This is a genomic window from Exiguobacterium sp. s145 (genome assembly GCF_018618835.1).
GTDB classification, from domain to species: domain Bacteria; phylum Bacillota; class Bacilli; order Exiguobacteriales; family Exiguobacteriaceae; genus Exiguobacterium_A; species Exiguobacterium_A artemiae.
This window is the reverse complement of sequence record NZ_JACSMV010000015.1, coordinates 1-23,178: the sequence shown is the minus strand read 5'-3', so window position 1 is coordinate 23,178 and position 23,178 is coordinate 1. Positions and strand designations below refer to the sequence as shown.

Sequence of the window (23,178 nt, the reverse complement as noted above, 5' to 3'; positions counted from 1 at the left end):
GAAGCGAAAAAAAGCGCCTTTCCTTCGAAAAGGAAAAGCGCTGGACCGTAATCAGTCAGCTACGTATGGAATTAAAGCCATTTGACGTGAACGTTTGATTGCGATTGTAAGTGGACGTTGGTATTTCGCTGAAGTACCAGTCACACGACGTGGAAGAATCTTACCGCGTTCCGAAATGAAACGTTTGAGAAGTTCTACGTCTTTATAATCGATATGAGTGATGTGGTTCGACGTGAAGTAACATACTTTACGACGACGTTTTCCACCTGGACGACGTGCCATGTGATTAACCTCCTTTTTAGAGTAAATTTTTCAGTCCGACGTTTCCATTAGAATGGAAGATCGTCGTCTGAAAGATCGATCGAACTGCCGCCGCTGAACGGATCAGCGCCGAAGCCCGAATTCGATGAAGATGAAGCGGGTGCTGGCGAGGAAGAGTTGTTCTGCTGTTGCTGTGAACCCCATCCTGCAGCATTTCCGTTTCCACCTGTATTTGAATTCGAAGAGTAGCTATCACTATCGGAAGAACGGCTTGCATTGCGTGATTCAAGGAATCGAACACTATCCGCGACGACTTCTGCACGATAACGACGTTGACCATCTTTATCGTCATAGCTACTAATCTGAAGGCGACCCTCAACTCCTGCAAGGCTCCCTTTTTTCAAATACTGAGCAACGTTCTCTGCTTGCTTGCGCCATACGACGCAATCGATGAAGTCAGCTTCTCGCTTCCCATCTTGTCCTGTAAACGGACGGTCACAAGCGAGTGTGAATCGCGTTACCGCAATCCCGCTCTGCGTATAACGCATTTCAGGGTCACGAGTTAACCGACCGACTAAAACGACGCGGTTAATCATCAGAATCACTCTCCTGTTTCAGCTTATTTCTCGTCTTTTGTGATCATTAAGCGAACGATATCGTCACTGATCTTCATGAGACGGTCAAGTTCTTTAGTAGCTGCTGGTTCAGCAGTCACGTTAAGAAGAACGTAGAAACCTTCACGCATATCATTGATTTCGTAAGCAAAACGACGTTTACCCATTTCAGTTGTTTTTTCAACTGTACCACCGTTGTCAGTGAGGACTTTGTTGAAACGCTCAACTAGAGCTTTTCGTGCTTCCTCATCAACTTCCGGACGGATGATGTAAAGTACTTCGTATTTACGCATATCTGTCACCTCCTCTTGGACTGGCGGCTCGATTCATCGAGCAAGGAGCAATAATTCATTACTCACATTTGTTAATACTATCAAAGTATTTTGGTTTATGCAATAACCATTCGTTCGCTTCGCTTAAACGTTGAAGCGGAATGTGACGACATCGCCGTCTTGGAAGACATATTCTTTTCCTTCAGAACGGTAGCGCCCTTGTTCTTTAACAGTTGCCATGTTTCCGGCTGCTGCCAAATCCTCGTAAGCGACAACTTCCGCCCGGATGAATCCGCGTTCGAAGTCCGAATGAATGACACCGGCACATTGCGGCGCTTTCATACCTTTTTTGAACGTCCAGGCACGGACTTCTTTTTCGCCTGCTGTGAAGTACGTCGCAAGACCAAGCGTGTTGTATGCTGCGTGGATCAACTGATCAAGACCCGATTCTTCGATTCCGAGGTCAACGAGGAACTCTTGGCGTTCTTCCGGCTCGAGTTCAGCAATCTCTTCTTCAATCCGGGCACAGATAATGATGACTTCCGCGCCTTCTTTTGCTGCGAATTCACGAACGAGACGGACGTTTTCGTTACTGTCTGCGTCTGCGACTTCATCTTCGCCGACGTTTGCGACATACAGCATCGGTTTCATCGTCAACAATTGGAAATGCTTGACGATTGCTGCCTGATCTTCCGTTAACTCGGCAAGACGTGCCGGCTTTTCGTCTTCCAGTAATGCCAAAACGATTTCAAGTGCTTCGAGTTCACCCGCTGCATTTTTATCGCGTGACTTGACTTGTTTTTGAACACGTTGGATTCGTTTTTCAACCAATTCGAGATCCGCAAGAATCAATTCAAGGTTGATTGTTTCGATATCATCGATTGGTGAGACTTTTCCTGAAACGTGTGTGATGTTCTCATCGATGAAACAACGGACGACCTGACAAATCGCATCCACTTCACGGATGTTGGCCAAGAATTTATTTCCGAGCCCTTCTCCTTTTGAAGCTCCTTTGACGATTCCGGCGATATCCGTGAATTCGAATGCCGTCGGGATTGTTTTCTTCGGATTGACGAGTTCCGTCAATTTACGAAGACGCGCATCCGGCACCTCGACGACACCGACGTTTGGGTCGATCGTTGCGAACGGATAGTTCGCCGCCTCGACACCTGCTTGTGTAATTGCGTTAAAAAGTGTTGATTTTCCTACGTTTGGTAAGCCAACGATTCCGGCTGTTAATCCCACTTGGAATTCCTCCTTTTCGGTATTTCCTAGGAAATCCGTGCTAGCGGCCGCAGTGGGTAGAATGATTACACCACGTCAGCACATCTTTCACAATTATAGATAGTTCAATTTTTTTAAGCAAGGAGATGCGTCTTCTTTTTTTACAGACAAGATTGTTTCACGCAGGTTTGGCCGTAATTCAACGCAATCGTTTTATTTTTAGTAAAAAATCCCCGGCAACCGGTAACGGTCGCCAGGGATTTGTCTATATTCACTCAGGTAAAACTTTTTTCAAACGCTTATCGAAGTCACGACGCGGCATCAAGATACTGGCGCCACATCCTTGACATTTAATCCGGATATCCATCCCGACACGGATAATTTGCCAACGGTTCGTTCCGCAAGGATGTTGTTTTTTCATTTCGACATAATCATGAAGATTGTACGTTTTTGGCACCATCGGCTTGACCACCATTCCCTTGTTCTGTATTCATCATGACCATCCGTGGATACGGAATCTTAATTCCTTCCAGTTCGAGTCCTTGCTTGAGTTCTTTCCGGATCAATCGTCCGGCCTGGAAATGTTGCATCGGCGGCACTTCCGCCATCAGACGATAGACGACTTCCGAAGGTCCAAGTGTCTGAACGCCAAGCATTTGAATCGGCTCGATAAACATATCTGTATATTTTTCAGTCGTCGCATTCGCGATTTGATGCAAGACCTGTTCGACCCGTTCCAAATCTTCTTCGTACGAAACTTGCACATCGACCAACGCAAAACTGTTGTCGACGGAGAAGTTCGTCACCTGCAGGATTTGTCCGTTCGGAATGATATGGATTTCTCCATTCAATCCTTTTAACTTCGTCGTCCGGATTCCGAGTTCCGTGACGACACCCTCAATCAAACCAACACGGACGAAGTCACCGACTTTGAACTGACGCTCAAAGATGATGAAGGCCCCGGTAATGATATCCTGAACCAGGTTCTTTGCCCCAAACGAGATGGCAAGACCAGCGATACCGGCACTGGCGACCAATCCCGTGATGTTGATCCCGAACTGACTGAGGACCGTCAGAAGCATGACGATACCAAGAACGTAACGGATCGCATTTTGAAGTAATTTCAGCAACGTTTCATTTTGGCGTTGCGCCAGGGAATCGTGTTCATTAATCTTTCGAATCGTAAATAGTCGTGAAACCGCGCCTGTTAAAATACGCATCAGTATATAAAAACCGGCGATGATAATCAGGGCGATTAATAGCTTGAGCCCAAAGCGGATCCACATGTCTGCGTCCATGACTTGTGCAAAAATCCGATCCACTTGAGCGACTGAATCCTGTACGTCTTTATTGGTAGCCATTCTCTCCATCCTTTCGACTTCTCTCTATTACGACAGTATACGTGATTTTAAATGACTTTCAACCAAAGAACCAATTTCGACGTTAGATTTTCACAAAAACCGGGAAAGGAAAATCATTACAGAATGCCTTCACTCTCACCATGACACCAGGATGCTGACACCAGGAGAAGAAAGGATGATCCAGATGAATTTCCGTTTTCATTCTCACGAAAAAAAGCCCTATTCTTTCTTTTTAGAATATACGGAACCATTCGCCAAGGAACGGCTGGCTGAACAGTTGCATGAACAAGTCAGTGCCATGAAAGAAAATCGTCCTGTCGTTCTTGTCTGTATCGGTTCCGACAGGTCGACCGGCGACTCACTTGGACCGCTTGTCGGGACCTTTTTAGAAAAAAACCGTCCTTCGAACATGCATGTCTACGGGACATTAGCCAAACCAGTTCATGCCTTGAATCTAGCGGAAACGATTCATTCGATTCAAACGACACATTACCGTCCGCTTGTCATCGCCATTGACGCCTGTCTCGGCCGTCTGTCCAGTGTCGGTCATGTCTTCTTCTCCGAAGGTCCGCTTGCTCCTGGTGCCGGTGTCCAAAAAGAATTACCGGCTGTCGGTGACTTTAATATTAAAGCGGTCGTGAACGTCAGCGGCTTCATGGAAATGATGATTCTTCAAAATACACGGCTCCACCTCGTTTATGAGTTGGCGGAACTCGTCGCCGACAGTTTTGCCTTGCTCGATACGAAGCTTACGGCTGAAACGACACGTACGACCATCTCCTTCACACCACGCTCGATTTAAGGGCAACTTTTTTCCTTTCTTTTATCCTGCACCTGTCAAAAAAGGATCCATTCCAAGTCTGACACTGGAATGGATCCTTTGCTGTTACTCTTCTTCCGGTAAAAGCAGTTCGAGAATCCGATTCAGATCGGCCTCGTCCGTAAAATCAATTTCGAGTTTCCCGGCTTGTTTTGTGGTTTTGATCCGGACAGTCGCTCCGATTCGTTCCCGTAACGTTTCTTCGATGAAATCCAGCTCCGTCGACTGTTTGACGGCTGGACGGACTTGTTTTTTTTCACGTAACTCTTGTTCGAGACGACGGACATTCCAATTTTCACGCATAACACGTTCCGCCATCCGTTCGATTTTCAATGGATTTTTTAACGCCAACAAGGCCCGGGCATGACCCATCGATAACCGTTCTTCCATGACGGCTTGTTGGACCTCAACCGGTAACTGTAATAAACGGAGACTGTTCGTAATATGGGAACGGCTTTTTCCGACACGGTTCGCAAGCTCTGCCTGTGTGATGTTAAATTCCTCTAACATCTCGGCATAGGCCATGGCTTCTTCAATTGCACTCAAATCCGCACGCTGAATGTTTTCAATCAGTGCCAGTTCCATGACACGGGTTTCGTTCGCTTCAATAATCAAGACCGGAACACGACTGAATCCCGCTTGTTTTGCTGCCTGATAACGACGCTCCCCAGCAATGATTTCGTAAAATCCCTCGCGCGGGCGGACGACAATCGGTTGAATCATTCCGTGCCGCGTCAAGGAATTGGCCAGTTCAGTCAGTGCCTTCTCGTGGAACTGTTTGCGTGGCTGCCCCGGGTTCGGCCGGATGGCTCCAATCGGTATTTCATTCATACGTATCTCTCCTAAACGTAGCGGAAGGCACGACCGCTAGTTTACGGACGTGCCTTCACGATGCGGATCCGCACCTCGACATATTCTTCACAATCAACTTCTTCTTTTTCGACCGTCAAACCGGTCCGTTCAATCATATCGACAGAATCACGGATCGTATTTAAAGCGATCCGTGTATCCCGGGCAAAACTTTTGTGACGCTTTTTCGGAACTTTTGGGGTCAATAACCGTTCGACACGTTGTTCCGTCTCTTTGACATTCCATTCGCGTTCGATGATTTCAACCAAAACCTGAAGCTGTAAATCAGCTGCTTTTAACGGCAGGAGAGCCCGGGCATGGCGTTCCGTGATTTTCCGTTGTTTCAGGGCTTCCCGGACCGTTTCCGGTAACCGCAGCAAACGAAGCTTGTTCGCAATCGTTGACTGGCTCCGTCCGAGTCTGCGTGCCAGCACTTCCTGTGTGATTTCCTGCATCGCAAGCAACCGCGCGTACGCTTCCGCTTCTTCGATTGGTGTCAGTTCTTCACGTTGTAGATTTTCGATGAGTGCGAGGGCAGCCGTCGTCTCGTCTGTCATCTTTTTAATGATAGCGGGAATTGTCTCCCATCCGAGCGATTGAACTGCCCGAAAACGGCGTTCGCCGGCGATGATTTCATATCCTTCGCCTTGTTTTCGGACGACAATCGGTTGCAGTAAACCATGTTCTTCAATCGTGGTCGCTAGTTCGGTAATCCGTTCCCCGTCAAAGACGGTCCGCGGCTGGAACCGGTTGGCGACCAGTTCCGTTAACTTCAACTCACGGACAGTATCTTGTGGATCTAGCTCTAGGGAAACGGGTTGTCCTCCCTTACCGAGCAGTTTGGCAATTGCATTCTTCACGTTGGTGTACCTCGCCTTCATCAGTCATCGTTTCACGTGAAACGGTGTTTAACCCAGTGGATCTTTTGCCGGTGTCCCCGCTTTACGCGGATATTTCCCGGGTGTTAATCGTTTTTTATCGACAATTACGATATTACGCTCACTTTCTTCACCTGGCAATTGGAATTGGAAACTTTCCCGCAAATTTCCACCTAACACCTTCAAGGCTGTCGCGCCTTCTTCGAGTTCTTCACCGAGCTTCGCTGCTTTTAACGCGACGAATTGGCCGCCGACTCGGGCAAGCGGTAAACAGTATTCCGCAAGAACGGACATCCGGGCAACGGCACGCGCCGTCACGACATCAAAATGTTCCCGGAACTGTTTATTTTTCCCGAATTCTTCGGCACGTCCGTGGTGGAAAGCGACACCTTCGAGTCCAAGCTCTGTTGCGAGCATGTTCAGGAACCCGATTCGTTTGTTGAGTGAGTCAATAATCGTCACTTTCAGATGCGGGAACATGATTTTGATCGGAAGACTCGGGAAACCGGCGCCGGCACCGACATCACAAACAGTTTCGACTTTTGTAAAATCAAAATAGAATGCTGCCGTGATTGAATCATAAAAGTGTTTCAGGTAAACACCTTCCTCATCCGTGATGGCCGTCAAGTTCATTTTTTCGTTCCATTCGACAAGCAGTTCATAATACTTCCGGAACTGTTGCAATTGATGGTCCGATACTTCTAATCCTTGCTCCGCTAATGCGGTTACGAATTGCTGTTGGTTCATTCTCTTCACTCCGCAGTCAATGCGTATTGGCCTTGCTCGATATAAACAAGCAAAATCGAGATATCAGATGGATTGACCCCTGAAATCCGTGATGCTTGTCCGATCGAAAGCGGACGCACTTGGTTTAGTTTTTGTTTGGCTTCAATTGCGAGACCACTGATGACATCGTAATCGAGACGTTCCGGAATCCGTTTTTTCTCCATTCGCATCATCCGTTCGACTTGATCAAGCTGTTTGTCGATGTAACCGGCATATTTGACCTGGATTTCGACCTGCTCCGCTGCTTCCGCAGACAAAGCGACCGGCGGCGGTGTCATGTCGGCAATCATCGCATAGGTGATTTCCGGACGTTTCAGTAACGTGATGGCATGTAGTGCCTCTTTCAACGGCGAAACACCGATTTCCGTCAAGCGCTCGTTAACTTCACTCGTTGCTTTAATGACGACTTTTTCGAGTCGTTTCATTTCCCGTTGGATGTCTTCTTTTTTCTCAGCCAGTTTCGCATGGCGTGTCTCGTTGATCAATCCGAGATCGTATCCGATATCCGATAAACGCAAATCGGCATTGTCATGACGCAACAATAACCGGTATTCGGCACGTGACGTCAACAAACGGTACGGTTCGTTTGTTCCTTTTGTGACGAGATCATCGATCATGACACCTATATACCCTTGTGAACGGGACAGAATGAGCGGATCTCGTTCCTGGACTTTCAGGGCCGCGTTAATTCCGGCCATGATGCCTTGTCCGGCTGCTTCTTCGTAGCCGCTTGTACCGTTGATTTGTCCGGCTGTGAACAGTCCGGCGATCCGTTTTGTTTCCAGTGTCGGCCAGAGCTGTGTCGGAACGACGGCATCGTATTCAATCGCATAACCGGGACGCATCATTTCTGATTTTTCAAGTCCTGGAATCGACCGTAAAATATCGTGTTGAACGTCTTCCGGCAGACTCGTTGACAGTCCTTGGACGTAGACTTCTTCCGTGTCGCGGCCTTCCGGCTCAAGGAAAATCTGGTGACGCGGTTTATCACTGAAGCGGACGACCTTATCTTCGATCGACGGGCAATAACGCGGACCCGTTCCTTTAATCATTCCGGAGAACATCGGAGAGCGATGGAGATTCGCGTCGATCAATTGGTGCGTATATTCAGTCGTATACGTCAACCAGCACGGAATCTGTTCCGTAATCATCTGTGTTGTTTCATGACTGAACGGCAATGCGACAGCATCACCCGGTTGAATTTCCGTTTTTGAATAATCAATCGTTTTCCCGTCGATCCGGGGTGGTGTACCGGTTTTGAAACGGGCGAGCTCGAAACCGAGTTCTTCCAGGTGTTTAGACAAGTTGACTGACGGCATCTGGTTATTCGGACCGCTCTCATACGACAATTCACCGATGATGATTTTCCCGCGCATGAAAGTTCCGGTCGTGATGATGACCGCTTTTGCCCGGTACTCGGCTCCTGTATTCGTGACGACGCCGACACATGTATCGTCTTCGATGATTAACCGCTCGACGAGTGCTTGACGTAACAACAGATTCGGTTCATCTTCAAGTGCTTTTTTCATCCGGTTTTGGTATTCGAATTTATCCGCCTGTGCCCGAAGTGCACGAACAGCCGGACCTTTTGATGTGTTGAGCATTTTCATTTGAATATACGTCGCGTCAATCGCCCGTGCCATTTCTCCGCCAAGGGCATCGATTTCGCGGACGACGATTCCTTTTGCCGGTCCGCCGATGGACGGATTACAATACATGAATCCGACCATGTCCGGATTCATCGTCAACATGACGGTTTTTGAACCCATACGGGCGGCTGCAAGAGATGCTTCAATCCCTGCATGACCGGCTCCGATGACGATAACATCGAATTCGCCTGCTTGATAAGCCATAACTGTGGTTCCTCCTTTTAAAAATCAACAACCTGACAACATTTATTTCCCTAAACAAAATTGTGAGAATAATTTATCGAGTAAACTGTCCTGCGCTGTGTCCCCGTTGATTTCACCGAGTGTATCCCACGCCCGGCGTAAATCGATTTGGACCATATCGATCGGCATCGACGCTTCCGCCGCTCCGAGTGCATCTTCAATCATTTGACTTGCCTGTTTGATCAATTGAATATGACGGGCATTCGAGACGTATGTCATATCTTGCCCTTCAACCCCTTGTTCAAAGAAGAGGGATGCAATCGCAGCTTCAAGATCCGTGACGCCCGCTTCTTCGAGCAGGGAGGTTGTCACGACGGGACGTCCGTCCGCAAGCTCATTGACACGCGTCAGATCGATTGCTTGTGTTAAGTCACTTTTATTGACGATGATGATTGCATTCATGCCCCGGATCGCTTCAAATAACAGGACGTCTTCTTCCGTCAATGCATCATTTCCGTTTAAGACGAGTAAAATCAAATCGGCGGAGTTTAAGGCTTGCCGCGATTTCTCAACACCCATCCGTTCAACGATATCTTCCGTCTCCCGGATGCCGGCCGTATCAATCAATTTCAGCGGCACACCGCGGACATTGACGTATTCTTCGATCGTATCCCGCGTCGTCCCGGCGATATCCGTGACGATTGCTTTTGCTTCTTGCACCAATGTGTTGAGCAAAGACGATTTTCCGACGTTCGGACGTCCGATAATGGCAGTCGACAAGCCTTCCCGGAGGATTTTCCCTTGTCGTGCCGTCGCCAGAAGTTCCGTTAGGATCCGGCGGACTTCGCCTGCATCTTTCTGGACGATTTGTTGCGTCATTTCTTCCGCATCGTATTCCGGATAATCGATGTTGACTTCAATCGAAGCAATCGTCTGCAACAATTGTTCGCGTAAATCCTGGACCAGTTTTGATAACCGTCCTTCGATTTGACCGACTGCGACCGTCATCGCCCGGTCTGTTTTCGCACGAATCAAGTCCATGACGGCTTCTGCTTGTGACAAGTCAATCCGACCGTTCAAAAAGGCCCGTTTCGTGAATTCACCCGGTTCTGCGAGACGAACGTCCGGCTGTTCGAGAATCAGTTCGAGCACCCGATTGACGGCAACGATTCCGCCGTGACAATTCAGTTCGACGACATCTTCCCGCGTAAACGTTTTTGGTGCCCGCATGACACTGACCATGACTTCATCGACAACCTGTTTTGTCGTCTGTTCGACCAGCTTGCCGTAATGAATCGTATGTGTCGGGACGTCAGTCAACCGATTGGCGCCGCGGTAGACCCGATCGGCCGTTTCGACTGCTTTTGGACCGGATAAACGGACAATTGCGATTGCGCCTTCACCCATCGGTGTTGAAATGGCGGCTATCGTATCAAATTCCATCATCAGTTATTCACACCTCGTTTTCTGCAATCTTTTCTTACAATCTTTTCTATAGTGAATGTTCAGGAATATATAAATGGGTATAACGTGACAACTATACACGAAATAGCGCAAAAGAAAAAGAGCGACACTCTGTAAAACGGAGTATCGCTCTCACTTATTGTTAACGTTTCTTTTTCGGTTTTTTCGGAGCAGGAGTTGCGTTTGCTGCTTCCTGTTCACGTTTTGAAGCAATCGTTGCTTCCGTCTGCGCTTTGATTTTCTCACGCATTGGCTTCATGATGGCAATCGTCACGATGATCGAGAAGATGTAACCGACGACCCAGTACAGTGACAGGGCAGATGGTAACGTCACACCCATGACGAAGATCATGATCGGGAAGACGTATAACATGATTTTCATCTGTGGATTGTCATCTTGTCCCGCCATCGAGAGTTTCTGCTGCAGATACGTAAAGATAGCAGACAGGATCGGTAAGATGAAGTACGGATCCGGTTTTCCAAGATCGAACCAGAGGAACGTATGTTGGAAAATCGCCGGTGTATAAATGATTGCGTTATAGAAGGCAATCAAAATCGGCATTTGAATCAAGATCGGTAAACAGCCGGCAAGCGGATTGACATTGTGCTCTTGGTACAGCTTCATCATTTCCTGTTGCAGTTTTTGCTGTGTTTCCTGATCCTTCGAACTGTATTTTTCACGTAACTTGACCATTTCCGGTTGAATGACCTGCATTCCACCCATGCTCTTCGTCTGTTTGATCATCAACGGCAAGATGACGAGACGAACAAGCAACGTCGTAACGATGATTCCGATTCCGTAATCTCCATTAAAGAAATGCGAGATCTCACGAATGAGCCAAGCCATCGGCCAAACAAAATAATGTTTCCAGAAACCTTCTGTGTCACCAGTAATCGGTTCACCTGTTCCATATGTTCCAGGTGTACAACCGGATAGAACGACCGCGAGTACGGACATCAATCCGAGAGTCAGCCAAATCTTAGTTCTTTTGTTCATAATTCCTCCTAGTAATGTTTACACGTGGTCGGTCCTCGAAGTTCTATCTATATATAGAAGCAGGCGAGTGGCCGCTACAAATCAACAGGATATACTACACGTTTATTTTACCTGTCGCTTCCAGACACCGGATCGTTTAAAGACATGGCGTAAACTGTCAGCAACTTCTTGAGCAGTCATCTTCGCAGCCGGATTGCGTGCGATGATCACAAAATCATAATTCGGGGCAAGCGAGGCTTCATGAAGCTGACACGCTTCACGGACATAACGTTTGACTTGGTTGCGAACCACGGCATTCCCGATTTTCTTACTCACCGATAAACCAATCCGAAAGTGAGTTTGCTGCTCTTTCTTTAGTGCATATACGACAAATTGTCGATTTGCGACAGAGGCTCCTCGAGTAAACACCGCTTGGAACTCTTTGTCTTTCTTGACGCGGTATTCCTTCTTCACCTTGATCACACTCCATCCTGTCATCACGAAATTCGTCGTCTTTCATCATATCATAGAATAAACCTGCTCTGCGAGAGTGGTCTTGTGACAAAAGCACGAACATCCTTCAAAACTACAAAAAAAAGATCACCTCAGGCAGCGCCAGAAGTGATCTCCTCATTGCTCGATTATACAGTCAAGGCTTTGCGGCCTTTAAGACGGCGAGCAGCCAAGATCCGGCGGCCACTCTTCGTTGCCATGCGCGCACGGAATCCGTGAACTTTTTTGCGCTTACGGTTGTTTGGGTTGAAAGTTGGTTTCATTAGTCTGCACCTCCTTTAAAAATTACTCTATAAAAATCATCGTTTTCTACTTTAAGGCAGTCTTGTACATTATATAAAGCAAAAGTGACCTTGTCAATGAAAGTTCATAAGAATTATCACAAGCATTTTCAGTAACACATAACGGAATTCGTGAAAATAGGATTCCCCAGTCGGTTTCATATCATACGATACGATTGATCGATCGGATGGAATGGAAAACGAATCAAACAATCCCTTTTTCAAACTATCCACAGACTTATCCACACTATCCACACTTTCCGTGGATAACTCATCACTTTGTCTACAATAGTATTTTTTAAAATTAACGTCAAGGTTTGTTTTTATAATTTTTGACGCTGCTTTTTTTCATTTTGTGCATAACTATTTTTGAACGCTTCCTCTTTCGCAAAGTTATACACATCTTATCCACAGTTTATCCACACTGTCCACAGCCTGTGGGTAACTGCCTGTGCATATGTGGATTTACTTGTGGATAAATCGTTCTAACCATTGCCAGACCTCATTTCATTTGATACACTAATTGTGCATAACAATAACGCAAGACAAATTGATTCTTCAAGTTATACACAACCTGTGGATAACTTTATACACAGAATTCAACCCCTGTGGATAACGTTATCCACAGTTTTTATGTTCTGGGGATAAGTCGTGTTCCTTCATTAACTTTGTCCTGTGCATAAACCTGTGTATAGTTTTTTATATCATGATAGAAAAAGGGGGGTATTTATGAAAAACGCTGCCGAACTTTGGCACAATGTATTATCTGTAATCGAGGAAGAACAACGTACCCCAAAAGCGAGTTACGACATGTGGCTGAAGTCGACTGAGGGTGTCACGCTCAACGGCACGACCTTGATCGTCTCGGCGCCCGCAGCATTTACTGTCACGTGGTTGGAACGTCAGTACTTATCTCTATTAGAAGATACCGTCGAAGAAGTCACGGGAAGCCGGCTGGATATTCAGTTCATTGAGGAAGGTCAAGCAAAACATATGCTCGATCGTCAAAATGAGGAAGTAGAAGTGATGGAAGTTGCTCCTGCGAAGACAAAAGCGCAAAAGACGCCTAAATCGTCCGATGAGCTGGTGATGAGCGAACTCGGACAGTTAAACGAAAAGTATACATTCGATACGTTTGTCATCGGATCGGGGAATCGTTTTGCTCATGCCGCTTCTTTAGCAGTAGCAGAAGCACCCGCCAAAGCCTACAATCCGCTTTTTATCTACGGCGGCGTCGGCCTGGGGAAAACACACTTGATGCATGCGATTGGGCAGTATGTCCAGGATCAAAAGCTTGGAACGAAAATCGCGTATGTTTCCTCTGAACAGTTCACGAATGACTTCATCAATTCGATTCGGGATAACAAAACGGTTCAGTTCCGGAATAAATACCGCAACATCGATGTTCTATTAATAGATGATATTCAATTCCTTGCCGGAAAAGAACAAACGCAGGAAGAGTTTTTCCACACGTTTAATGCCCTGCATAACGATCAAAAACAAATCATTATCTCCAGTGACCGTCCACCAAAAGAAATTCCGACGCTTGAAGATCGCTTGCGTTCTCGTTTCGAGTGGGGCTTGATTACAGACATCACGCCACCGGATCTCGAAACCCGGATTGCGATTCTTCGGAAAAAAGCGAATGCCGAACAACTGGACGTTTCCAATGAAGTCATGCTTTATATTGCAAGCCAGATTGATACGAACATCCGGGAACTTGAAGGCGCGTTAACCCGCGTCATTGCTTACGCTAACCTGGTTGGACGGACGATTGATCCGAATGTCGCTGCTGAAGCCCTGCATAACATCATGCCTGCAAGTGAACCGCGGAAAGTCACGATTCGGGATATCCAGGAATCGGTCAGTAAACACTTTAATCTGCCGTTTGACGATTTAAAAGCTAAAAAACGGACGAAATCAATTGCTTTTCCCCGTCAGATTGCCATGTACCTGTCGCGGGAGATGACAGAAAGCTCGTTACCGAAGATTGGTGAGGAGTTTGGGGGACGTGATCACACGACCGTCATTCATGCACATGAAAAAATCAGTACGCTCGTCAAATCGGATGGAGAAACGGGAAAAGTCATCGAACAAATCAAGCATGAATTGAAACATTCGTAAAACCTGTGGATAAGCTGTGGATAAAACAGCCTAGTTATCCACAAGTTATCCACACGCGTTTTGGCTCTATACCAAGTTATCCACCGACTTATCCACACTATCCACAGCCCCTAATACTATTATTAAAAAAATATATTATTATGTTATGATGATGTAACGCCCATTTTGAGAGGAGCTTAACGACAATATGCATATTACAATTCAACGGGATACTTTAATCCAAGCAATTCAAGATGTAGCAAAAGCTGTTTCATCCCGGACAACGATTCCGATCTTAACGGGAATCAAACTCGAAGCCCATGGTGACGGTATGACGCTGACAGGAAGCGATACGGAAATCTCGATTGAACGGACGATCTACGCGGAAGAGAACGGAACATCCTACGTGACAGTCCATCGTGCAGGCAGTGTGGTCTTAAACGCCCGCTTCTTCGGCGATATCGTGAAAAAGTTACCCACAGATGAAGTCATCCTTGAAGTATCACCAAACTTCATGACACGGATCCAATCGGGTACGGCAGAGTTCCACCTGAATGGACTTGATCCGGATGAATTCCCACGCTTACCGCAAGTCGACGGCGGACAGCAGTTCCGTTTACCGGCTGATCTGTTACGGTCAATGATCCGTCAAACGAGTTTTGCCGTTGCTGTACAGGAAACACGTCCTGTATTGACGGGTGTTAACTTCTCGGCGGATAAAGACATCCTGACATGCGTCTCGACGGACAGTCACCGACTGGCCTTACGACGGGCACAGTTTGAAACGGATAACGAGATTTCGTTCCAAAACGTCATCGTCCCAGGAAAAAGCTTAAACGAATTATCCAAATTACTTAGTGATGGTCACGTCGACATCACGATTACGAATCAACAGATCCTGTTTAAGATGAAACATGTCTTATTCTTCTCGCGTCTGCTTGACGGCAACTACCCGGACACATCGCGTTTGATTCCGGAAGAGTACCGCACGGCAGTCCGCATGAATGCGAAGGAATTACTTCAAGCAATCGACCGTGCGTCACTGCTTGCTCGCGAAGACCGTAACAACGTCATCAAGTTTGCAGCAGAAGGAACGACGGCAGTCGAGATTTCTTCCCACTCACCGGAAGTCGGTAAAGTGTCGGAACAAGTCAGCATCTTATCGCTTGAAGGAGAAGAGTTAAAAATCTCGTTCAACTCGAAATACATGATGGACGCGTTAAAGGCACTCGATGCGACGGATATCGAAATCCAGTTCACCGGTTCGATCCGCCCGTTCATTCTGCATCCGGTTGACCAAGACAACGTCTTACAGCTGATCCTGCCAGTCCGGACAGCATAATTTATACCCAAGGAACCGTTTATGTTCCTTGGGCTTTTTTTGAAATCCGCATATACGTTCGTTCATTTTGCCAAATCATAAGTTTTTTAGTACAATAAAGAGTACGTCATTTATAATATGTAGGTAGGAGGAGTCAAACCATGAATCAAATCAAGATTTCAACAGAATATGTCACATTAGGTCAGTTCCTGAAACTTTCTGATATCATCTCGAGCGGTGGACAAGCTAAACCGTTCCTCGCCGAGGTACCCATTCTTGTCAACGGTGAAGTCGATCAGCGGCGCGGTCGTAAATTACGGGATGGAGATGTGATTGACGTAGAAGATTACGGTCAGTTCATCATTAAGAACGAGGGAAACTAACGTGCGACTAGATTCGGTCCGACTCAGTCACTACCGCAACTATGAGTCGTTGGAATTATCTTTTTCCGAAAAGACGAATGTGCTGATTGGAGAGAATGCACAAGGGAAGACAAACCTCCTTGAAGCCATCTACGTTCTGGCTCTTGCAAAGTCCCACCGGACGACGCATGACAAAGAATTGATCCAGTGGGATGCCGAGACAGCCCGTGTCGAAGGACGGATTCACAAGAGAAGAGGATCACATTCGCAGGAAATCGCGATTTCAAGCCGTGGTAAAAAAGCGAAGCTAAATCATCTCGAACAGCGCCGGCTCAGTGATTATGTTGGTGCGTTGAATATCGTGCTGTTTGCACCGGAAGACTTACACATCGTCAAAGGCAGTCCTCAAATCAGACGTCGTTTTTTGGATATGGAAATTGGTCAGGTCAGCCCGGTCTATCTACATGAATTAAGTCAGTATTTAAAAGTCCTCAAACAACGGAATGCATTGCTTAAGCAGTTATCGATGAAAGGTGGGGACGAGACGTTCCTCGATGTCTTGACGGAGCAGATGATTACGCTTGCCGTTAAAATCGTTCAGCGCCGTCATCACTTCATTGCCCAGCTCGAAAAGTGGGCACGTCCGATTCATGAAGGAATCAGTCGCGGACAGGAACAGCTCGTCCTTATTTACCGTTCGGATACATTCAGCAATGATTTGCTCGATGTTGAAGGAATGACTGCTTCTTACATGCAGAAGTTTGGTAAAATGAAGACAAACGAAATCCGAAGAGGTGTGACGTTGTTCGGTCCGCACCGGGATGACTTCGAAATGGAAGTCAACGGTCGGAATGTCCAGACTTATGGTTCACAAGGACAGCAACGAACGGCAGCACTCTCTTTGAAATTAGCAGAGATTGAATTGATTCATGAAGAAGTGGGGGAATATCCATTGCTACTTCTAGACGATGTCTTATCCGAGCTCGATGATCATCGTCAAACCCATTTGCTCGATACGATGCAACAAAAGGTGCAGACCATTCTGACGACAACGAGTGTCGATGGAATCGCACATGAAACGATCAAACAGGCGAAGTTGTTCCACGTGAAACAGGGGGCCGTCATTTTGGAAGAGACATCATACAAAGAAATAGTAGGTGAGAAAACCGATGAGTAATCATGAAGATATGGAATTAGAACAAGGGTACGGTGCCGATCAAATTCAGGTGCTTGAAGGTCTAGAAGCCGTTCGGAAACGTCCGGGTATGTATATCGGATCGACTGCATCGAAGGGGCTTCACCATTTGGTGTGGGAAATCGTCGATAACTCGATCGATGAAGCACTTGCAGGATATTGCGATACGATCAAAGTCACGATTGAACCGGGTAACTCGATTCTGGTCGAAGATAACGGACGGGGAATCCCGGTCGATATCCAAGAGAAGATGGGACGTCCAGCAGTTGAGGTCATCTTGACCGTACTTCATGCCGGCGGTAAATTCGGCGGCGGCGGATACAAAGTATCCGGTGGACTTCACGGAGTCGGGGCATCTGTCGTTAACGCCCTGTCGACGAAACTTGAAGTATTCGTCAAACGGAATGAAAAGTTGTATTACCAAGCGTATCACCGCGGTGTACCTGCTGCCGATTTAGAAATTATCGGCACGTCAGAAGAAACCGGGACGATGATCCGTTTCTTCCCGGATGATGAAATCTTCCAGGAAACTCTTGAATACGATTATGATCTGCTGGCGACACGTCTTCGTGAGCTCGCATTTTTAAATAAGGGACTGACGATCGAAATTACGGATGATCGTGCGGATGAACCGATTACGCGCAGCTTCCATTACGAAGGCGGAATTAAGTCTTACGTCGAGCATTTAAACCGTTCGAAAGAAGTCGTCCATGAAGAACCCGTTTATGTACACGGGAACCGCGACGGGATTGAAGTCGAAGTCGCGTTGCAATATAACGATGGTTTTGCAGCCAACATCTATTCGTTCACGAACAATATCCCGACCCATGAGGGCGGAACACACGAAACCGGTTTTAAGACGGCTTTGACACGTGTCATCAATGACTACGCGAAAAAATTCGGTCTGATGAAAGAAGCCGACGGTACGTTGTCCGGTGAAGATGTACGTGAAGGGATGACAGCGATCGTCTCGATCAAACACCCGAATCCACAGTTCGAAGGACAGACGAAAACGAAACTCGGCAACTCGGATGCACGGACGGCAACGGATACGTTGTTCTCGTCTGCGTTTGAACAGTTCATGATGGAGAATCCGACAAGTGCCCGTGCCATCGTCGAAAAAGGAATGATGGCGTCTCGTGCCCGGATGGCTGCGAAACGTGCCCGTGAATTAACACGTCGTAAAGGCGTCCTTGAAGTCAGTTCACTTCCAGGAAAACTTGCCGACTGTTCATCACGTGATGCGACGATTTCTGAAATCTACATCGTTGAGGGTGACTCGGCGGGTGGTTCAGCGAAATCTGGACGTGATCGTCATTTCCAAGCGATTTTACCGATTCGAGGTAAGATTTTGAACGTCGAAAAAGCACGTCTTGATAAGATTCTCGGCAGTAACGAAATCCGGACGATCATTACGGCGCTCGGAACGAGTATCGGTTCTGAATTCAACATCGAGAAAGCCCGGTATCATAAAGTCATCATCATGACCGATGCCGACGTCGATGGTGCCCACATCCGGACACTGTTATTGACATTCTTCTATCGTTACATGCGTCCGCTGGTCGAGCACGGTTACGTCTATATTGCCCAGCCGCCGCTTTACGGAATCAAGCAAGGAAAAAACATCACGTACGTCCACAACGAGCGTGAGTTGAACGAAGCACTGGCAGCACTTCCGGAAAACGCACGATACGACATTCAGCGTTATAAAGGTCTCGGTGAGATGGATCCGGAGCAACTGTGGGAAACCACGATGGATCCGAGTGGTCGTCAAATGCTGCGTGTCGAATTACAGGACGCGATCGAAGCAGATGAGGTCTTTGACATTTTGATGGGAGACCAGGTAGAACCACGTCGTGACTTTATCCAGTCGCACGCCCACTATGTGAAGAACTTGGATATTTAACGTTGAATAGAGAGGGTGGCCATACGAATGTCCGATCAACAAGGAATCATTAAAGATATCAACATCAGTCAAGAAATGCGTACATCCTTCATGGATTATGCGATGAGCGTTATCGTCGCACGTGCTTTACCGGATGTCCGTGACGGTTTAAAACCGGGTCATCGTCGTATTTTATATGCGATGAATGACCTCGGGATCCGCGCGGATAAACCGCACAAGAAGTCTGCCCGTATCGTCGGTGAAGTTATCGGTAAGTATCACCCGCACGGTGATTCTGCTGTTTACGACACGATGGTTCGTATGGCACAGGACTTCAGCTACCGGTATGAGCTCGTCGACGGTCACGGAAACTTCGGTTCGGTCGACGGCGACTCCGCTGCAGCCATGCGATATACGGAAGCCCGTATGTCAAAAATCGCAATGGAAATTGTACGTGATATCAATAAAAACACTGTTAATTTTAAAGATAACTACGATGGATCAGAACGGGAACCGGAAGTGTTACCGTCCCGCTTCCCGAACTTGCTTGTCAACGGTTCGAGCGGGATTGCAGTCGGGATGGCAACGAATATCCCACCGCACCAGCTCGGTGAAGTCATCGATGGAGTCCTTGCGTTATCGCATAATCCGGACATCACGATTTCTGAACTGATGCAGCATATTCCAGGACCTGACTTCCCGACAGCTGGAGAAATCTTGGGCCGCAGCGGAATTCGCCGCGCTTATGAAACCGGTCGTGGATCAATCATCGTCCGGGCGAAAGCCGAAATCGAACAGACAAAAAAAGATCGCGAACGGATCATCGTGACGGAGTTGCCGTACCAGGTCAACAAAGCCCGTCTCGTTGAAAAAATTGCCGATCTTGTCCGTGAGAAAAAAATCGAAGGTATCACCGATTTGCGTGATGAGTCTGATCGCCGTGGTATGCGTGTCGTGATGGAGATCCGTCGTGATGCGAATGCGAGTGTCATCCTGAACAATCTCTACAAACAGACATCGATGCAGACGACGTTCGGTGTCAACATGCTTGCCATCGTCAGTGGACGTCCGCGTACCCTGACGCTGAAGGAAATGTTGTACCACTATCTCGAGCACCAAAAAGAAATCGTCCGTCGCCGGACACAGTTTGATCTCGAGAAAGCAGAAGCACGGGAACATCTTCTTGCAGGCCTGCGGATTGCGCTTGATCACCTCGATGAAGTCATTAAGATCATCCGTGCCAACCGCACAGCAGATGCTGCCCGTGAACAGTTGATGGAACGGTTTGAATTGTCCGAGAAACAATCACAAGCAATTCTTGATATGCGTCTACAGCGTCTGACTGGTCTCGAACGTGAGAAAATCGATGCCGAGTACGATGAGATCATGGCATTGATTACAGAACTCAAACGAATCCTTGAAAGTGATGAAGTCTTGCTCGAATTGATCCGGACAGAACTTGAAGAGGTGAAAGAACGCTTCAATGACCAGCGCCGGACCGAAATTCGGATGGACCACATCGAATTTGAAGATGAAGATTTGATTCCGGAAAAAGATATCATCATTACGTTGACAAGCAGCGGCTACATTAAACGTCTTACGACGGATTCGTACCGTGCTCAACGACGTGGTGGACGTGGTGTCCAAGGAATCGGTACAAATGACGCGGATTATGTAACACGTCTCTTGTCATGTTCGACGCATGATACGATTCTGTTCTTTACGAACCGCGGAAAAGTCTACCGGATTCGCGGCTATGAAGTGCCGGAGATGAGCCGGACGTCGAAAGGTGTTCCAATCATCAACTTGATTCAAATCGAACGTGATGAGAAGGTCGAGACGATGATTCCGGTCAACTTTAAACGTTACCTCGAAGAACAAGAGGCAGCGGAAGCAACCGAAAACATCATTGATGTCGAAGTCACTGCAGAAGATGCACCGGATGGTCTTGAAGAACCGGAAGAAGCGCTTGATGCAGAAGAAGTGATGCAGGATGAACAGAAATCGTTGATCTTCATGACGCGTAAAGGTCGTGTCAAACGTTCACCGTTATCTGCTTATGCCCGAATCAATAAAAATGGATTGATTGCGATTCGTCTGTTTGAAGATGATGAATTGACATCTGTCCGTCTTGCTTCGACAGAAGATGAAGTCTTTACTGTCTCAAATACCGGAAAAGCGATCCGCTTCCCGATTACGAACGTGCGTTCGATGGGTCGTGGTGCCCGCGGTGTCAAAGCGATGAACTTATCGGCAGACGCAATCGTCATCGGAATGGAACTTGCCCGTGATGAACAGGATGTACTCGTCATTACGGAAAAAGGTTTCGGTAAACGGACGCCAATGACAGAGTTCCGGACACAATCACGTGGTGGTAAAGGATTGATCGCTAGTAAAGTAACGGACCGGGTCGGACAAATCGTGGCACTCCGGGTTGTGGATGTCGATGATGACATCATGATCATGACGGAAAGCGGCATCGTCATTCGAACAGATTCACAAAATATCTCCAGTGTCGGACGTAATGCACAAGGGGTTAAAGTGATTCGAATCGAAGAAGGCGACCGTGTCGCAACAGTTGCGAAACTGAAAAAAGAAGATGCTGTCGAGGAAGAGGGTACTGTACTGGAAGAAGGCGAAACGGGTTCGGAAGAACAGCCGGTTTCCACTTCTGAGATGAACAGTGAATCTGAGCAGACAGAAGAATAAACGAAGCAGAACGACGTACAGCAGAGTGGGGACAACTTGTCTTTACTCTGCTGTTTTTCTAAAAATCATTGAGGGAAAGGGACGAGACAACGATGCGTGTGGCAAGTGAGCGACTTATTCTTGGTGACCGGATAACCGAGTCTTTATTTTTACATACAGATATTCCAATCGTCGAGGCAGGCAAAAAAATCGGGGCAGATGAGTTAAGACGAATCAAACGATTTTTGATCAAAGAGGTGGACATCGAGAAACGACCTGAAGGTATGAGCGAAGCTTCGATGACGGATCAAGAACTGGACGACATGACAGAAGACAGTATATTTGATTCATTGATCGAGACTTATAATCATGTGTTCACTTCCTGGGAGCAGGGATTGGTTCCAAATGTATACGATGCATTGAGATGGGTGAAGGAATCGATGCCGGAGACGATGCGTCGGGACGACATCTTACCGTATTTCCTAGAGCGCGGAACAGAAGCTTATACGGTTCGACATGCGATTTACCGGGGGGCAATTGCGCAACTGCTCGCAGAGGCAGCGCGAAAAGAGCGCAAGATGATTCACGATTTATGGGTCGCGTCCTATTTTGCCGATTGTGGATTAGCGCGAATCATGGAATGGCGTCATACAAAACGTTATGAAGCGATGCAACAAGAAATCTTTCACCGTCATCCTGCAATGGCGTTCCAAGCCTTACAAAAGGAAAACATCATTTCCGATACAGTCAAACGCTTGATTGTTCAACATCATGAACGGTTGGACGGTTCCGGATATCCCTTGAAAGTCAAAGGGGATAAAATCATGGATCATACAAGATTGTTCATCGTGGCAGACGTCTTTGCAGCCATGACAAGTTGGCGTCCGTACCGTGAAGCATATAAGGTATATGATGCATACTGCCATTTAAAAGCGCGACCTATGCAATATGATTCGAAATATGTGATGCTCCTTGGACAGTTGCTCTTACCGATTGAACCGGGTGACCGTGTCTTGATGAGTAATGGAAAGATTGCAACAGTCCTTCGAAAAAACAGTATATTTGACCGCCCGGTGATTGCGTATGAAGAACATAACCGGCGTATCGTTAAAGATTTGATGGAGGACCGGCAGCTGAACATCATTCAGCTCATGGATTAAAGATCTGTATCATCTGCATTATATATAGAAGGAACACTCTCTTTTTTGTCATAAATCTGATGAAAAAAAGAGTTTTTCTTTTTTTATAAAAAACACTTGTACAATAATAAATCCCATGGTATATTATTTCTTGTCCTTAAGAGGACGAGCGCACTGCACGAAACAAGAAAAAAACTTCTTTTAAAAAGTTGTTGACTTATTGTTTCAGACTTGGTATTCTAATTGAGTCGCCAAAACAGGCGCGGACGAACTTTGAAAACTGAACGATGAGGCAAAAAACGTATCTTCGGATACAAACAATGAATGAAGCGCAAGCTTCGTCAACGTGACTCC

22 protein-coding genes are annotated in these 23,178 nt (G+C 46.9%); 8 read left to right on the top strand and 14 right to left on the bottom strand.

Annotation, left to right across the window (positions count from 1 at the left end; genetic code table 11):
- Window positions 1-51: 51 nt before the first annotated feature.
- The 6 genes from rpsR to KNQ07_RS11475 form a co-directional block, all read right to left on the bottom strand.
- Window positions 52-282, bottom strand: coding sequence for a 30S ribosomal protein S18 (rpsR, locus tag KNQ07_RS11500; RefSeq protein ID WP_012371896.1), 231 nt, complete (start codon window positions 280-282; stop codon window positions 52-54).
- Between the two features lie 47 nt (window positions 283-329).
- Complete coding sequence (locus KNQ07_RS11495) at window positions 330-857, bottom strand: single-stranded DNA-binding protein (RefSeq protein ID WP_012371897.1); 528 nt, start codon at window positions 855-857, stop codon at window positions 330-332.
- 23 nt (window positions 858-880) lie between these two features.
- The gene (gene rpsF / locus KNQ07_RS11490) at window positions 881-1,168 is read right to left on the bottom strand and encodes a 30S ribosomal protein S6 (protein WP_012371898.1); all 288 of its coding nucleotides are present in this window, start codon (window positions 1,166-1,168) and stop codon (window positions 881-883) included.
- Window positions 1,169-1,291: 123 nt separating this feature from the next.
- A complete protein-coding gene (ychF, locus tag KNQ07_RS11485; protein ID WP_012371899.1) occupies window positions 1,292-2,392 on the bottom strand; it encodes a redox-regulated ATPase YchF in 1,101 nt (366 codons plus the stop codon).
- A gap of 250 nt (window positions 2,393-2,642) precedes the next feature.
- On the bottom strand, window positions 2,643-2,831 hold the full coding sequence (locus KNQ07_RS11480) for a DUF951 domain-containing protein (protein ID WP_214766766.1): 189 nt from the start codon (window positions 2,829-2,831) through the stop codon (window positions 2,643-2,645).
- Window positions 2,803-3,732, bottom strand: a complete 930-nt coding sequence (locus KNQ07_RS11475; protein WP_214766764.1) for a mechanosensitive ion channel family protein — start codon at window positions 3,730-3,732, stop codon at window positions 2,803-2,805. Before KNQ07_RS11475 ends, KNQ07_RS11480 begins: the two co-directional genes overlap by 29 nt.
- 184 nt (window positions 3,733-3,916) lie before the next feature.
- Here KNQ07_RS11475 and yyaC point away from each other — a divergent pair, with 184 nt between their 5' ends.
- Complete coding sequence (yyaC, locus tag KNQ07_RS11470; protein WP_214766827.1) at window positions 3,917-4,534, top strand: spore protease YyaC; 618 nt, start codon at window positions 3,917-3,919, stop codon at window positions 4,532-4,534.
- Window positions 4,535-4,618: 84 nt separating this feature from the next.
- Here yyaC and KNQ07_RS11465 read toward each other — a convergent pair whose 3' ends face one another.
- The 8 genes from KNQ07_RS11465 to rpmH all read right to left on the bottom strand — a co-directional run bounded on the left by KNQ07_RS11465 (window position 4,619) and on the right by rpmH (window position 12,113).
- On the bottom strand, window positions 4,619-5,383 hold the full coding sequence (locus KNQ07_RS11465; protein WP_214766762.1) for a ParB/RepB/Spo0J family partition protein: 765 nt from the start codon (window positions 5,381-5,383) through the stop codon (window positions 4,619-4,621).
- 41 nt (window positions 5,384-5,424) lie between these two features.
- On the bottom strand, window positions 5,425-6,282 hold the full coding sequence (noc, locus tag KNQ07_RS11460) for a nucleoid occlusion protein (RefSeq protein ID WP_251139532.1): 858 nt from the start codon (window positions 6,280-6,282) through the stop codon (window positions 5,425-5,427).
- A 27-nt stretch (window positions 6,283-6,309) separates the two neighbouring features.
- Window positions 6,310-7,026 (bottom strand): 16S rRNA (guanine(527)-N(7))-methyltransferase RsmG, encoded by a 717-nt coding sequence (gene rsmG, locus KNQ07_RS11455; RefSeq protein ID WP_012371905.1) that lies wholly within the window; start codon window positions 7,024-7,026, stop codon window positions 6,310-6,312.
- A gap of 5 nt (window positions 7,027-7,031) precedes the next feature.
- The gene (mnmG, locus tag KNQ07_RS11450; RefSeq protein ID WP_214766758.1) at window positions 7,032-8,918 is read right to left on the bottom strand and encodes a tRNA uridine-5-carboxymethylaminomethyl(34) synthesis enzyme MnmG; all 1,887 of its coding nucleotides are present in this window, start codon (window positions 8,916-8,918) and stop codon (window positions 7,032-7,034) included.
- Window positions 8,919-8,960: 42 nt separating this feature from the next.
- Entirely contained in the window at window positions 8,961-10,343 is a 1,383-nt protein-coding gene (gene mnmE, locus KNQ07_RS11445; RefSeq protein ID WP_285801136.1) for a tRNA uridine-5-carboxymethylaminomethyl(34) synthesis GTPase MnmE, read from the bottom strand.
- Window positions 10,344-10,503: 160 nt separating this feature from the next.
- The gene (gene yidC / locus KNQ07_RS11440; protein WP_012371908.1) at window positions 10,504-11,358 is read right to left on the bottom strand and encodes a membrane protein insertase YidC; all 855 of its coding nucleotides are present in this window, start codon (window positions 11,356-11,358) and stop codon (window positions 10,504-10,506) included.
- A 102-nt stretch (window positions 11,359-11,460) separates the two neighbouring features.
- Window positions 11,461-11,811 carry a ribonuclease P protein component gene (gene rnpA, locus KNQ07_RS11435; RefSeq protein ID WP_012371909.1) on the bottom strand — a complete coding sequence of 117 codons (351 nt, stop codon included), beginning with the start codon at window positions 11,809-11,811 and terminating at the stop codon, window positions 11,461-11,463.
- Window positions 11,812-11,978: 167 nt separating this feature from the next.
- Complete coding sequence (rpmH, locus tag KNQ07_RS11430) at window positions 11,979-12,113, bottom strand: 50S ribosomal protein L34 (protein ID WP_012371910.1); 135 nt, start codon at window positions 12,111-12,113, stop codon at window positions 11,979-11,981.
- Between the two features lie 747 nt (window positions 12,114-12,860).
- On the opposite strand from rpmH, the gene dnaA reads away from it, so the two are divergent.
- From dnaA to KNQ07_RS11395, 7 genes are all read left to right on the top strand, one after another.
- A complete protein-coding gene (gene dnaA, locus KNQ07_RS11425; protein ID WP_012368915.1) occupies window positions 12,861-14,255 on the top strand; it encodes a chromosomal replication initiator protein DnaA in 1,395 nt (464 codons plus the stop codon).
- Window positions 14,256-14,442: 187 nt separating this feature from the next.
- Window positions 14,443-15,576, top strand: a complete 1,134-nt coding sequence (dnaN, locus tag KNQ07_RS11420) for a DNA polymerase III subunit beta (protein ID WP_012368916.1) — start codon at window positions 14,443-14,445, stop codon at window positions 15,574-15,576.
- A gap of 140 nt (window positions 15,577-15,716) precedes the next feature.
- Window positions 15,717-15,938: a S4 domain-containing protein YaaA gene (gene yaaA, locus KNQ07_RS11415; RefSeq protein ID WP_012368917.1), complete on the top strand. Its 222-nt coding sequence runs from the start codon at window positions 15,717-15,719 to the stop codon at window positions 15,936-15,938.
- 1 nt (window position 15,939) lies between these two features.
- Window positions 15,940-17,094: a DNA replication/repair protein RecF gene (recF, locus tag KNQ07_RS11410; RefSeq protein ID WP_012368918.1), complete on the top strand. Its 1,155-nt coding sequence runs from the start codon at window positions 15,940-15,942 to the stop codon at window positions 17,092-17,094.
- 10 nt (window positions 17,095-17,104) lie between these two features.
- A complete protein-coding gene (gene gyrB, locus KNQ07_RS11405; RefSeq protein WP_200868725.1) occupies window positions 17,105-19,018 on the top strand; it encodes a DNA topoisomerase (ATP-hydrolyzing) subunit B in 1,914 nt (637 codons plus the stop codon).
- A 27-nt stretch (window positions 19,019-19,045) separates the two neighbouring features.
- Window positions 19,046-21,706, top strand: coding sequence for a DNA gyrase subunit A (gene gyrA / locus KNQ07_RS11400; RefSeq protein ID WP_214766756.1), 2,661 nt, complete (start codon window positions 19,046-19,048; stop codon window positions 21,704-21,706).
- Between the two features lie 92 nt (window positions 21,707-21,798).
- The gene (locus tag KNQ07_RS11395) at window positions 21,799-22,845 is read left to right on the top strand and encodes an HD-GYP domain-containing protein (protein ID WP_214766754.1); all 1,047 of its coding nucleotides are present in this window, start codon (window positions 21,799-21,801) and stop codon (window positions 22,843-22,845) included.
- Window positions 22,846-23,178: the final 333 nt, after the last annotated feature.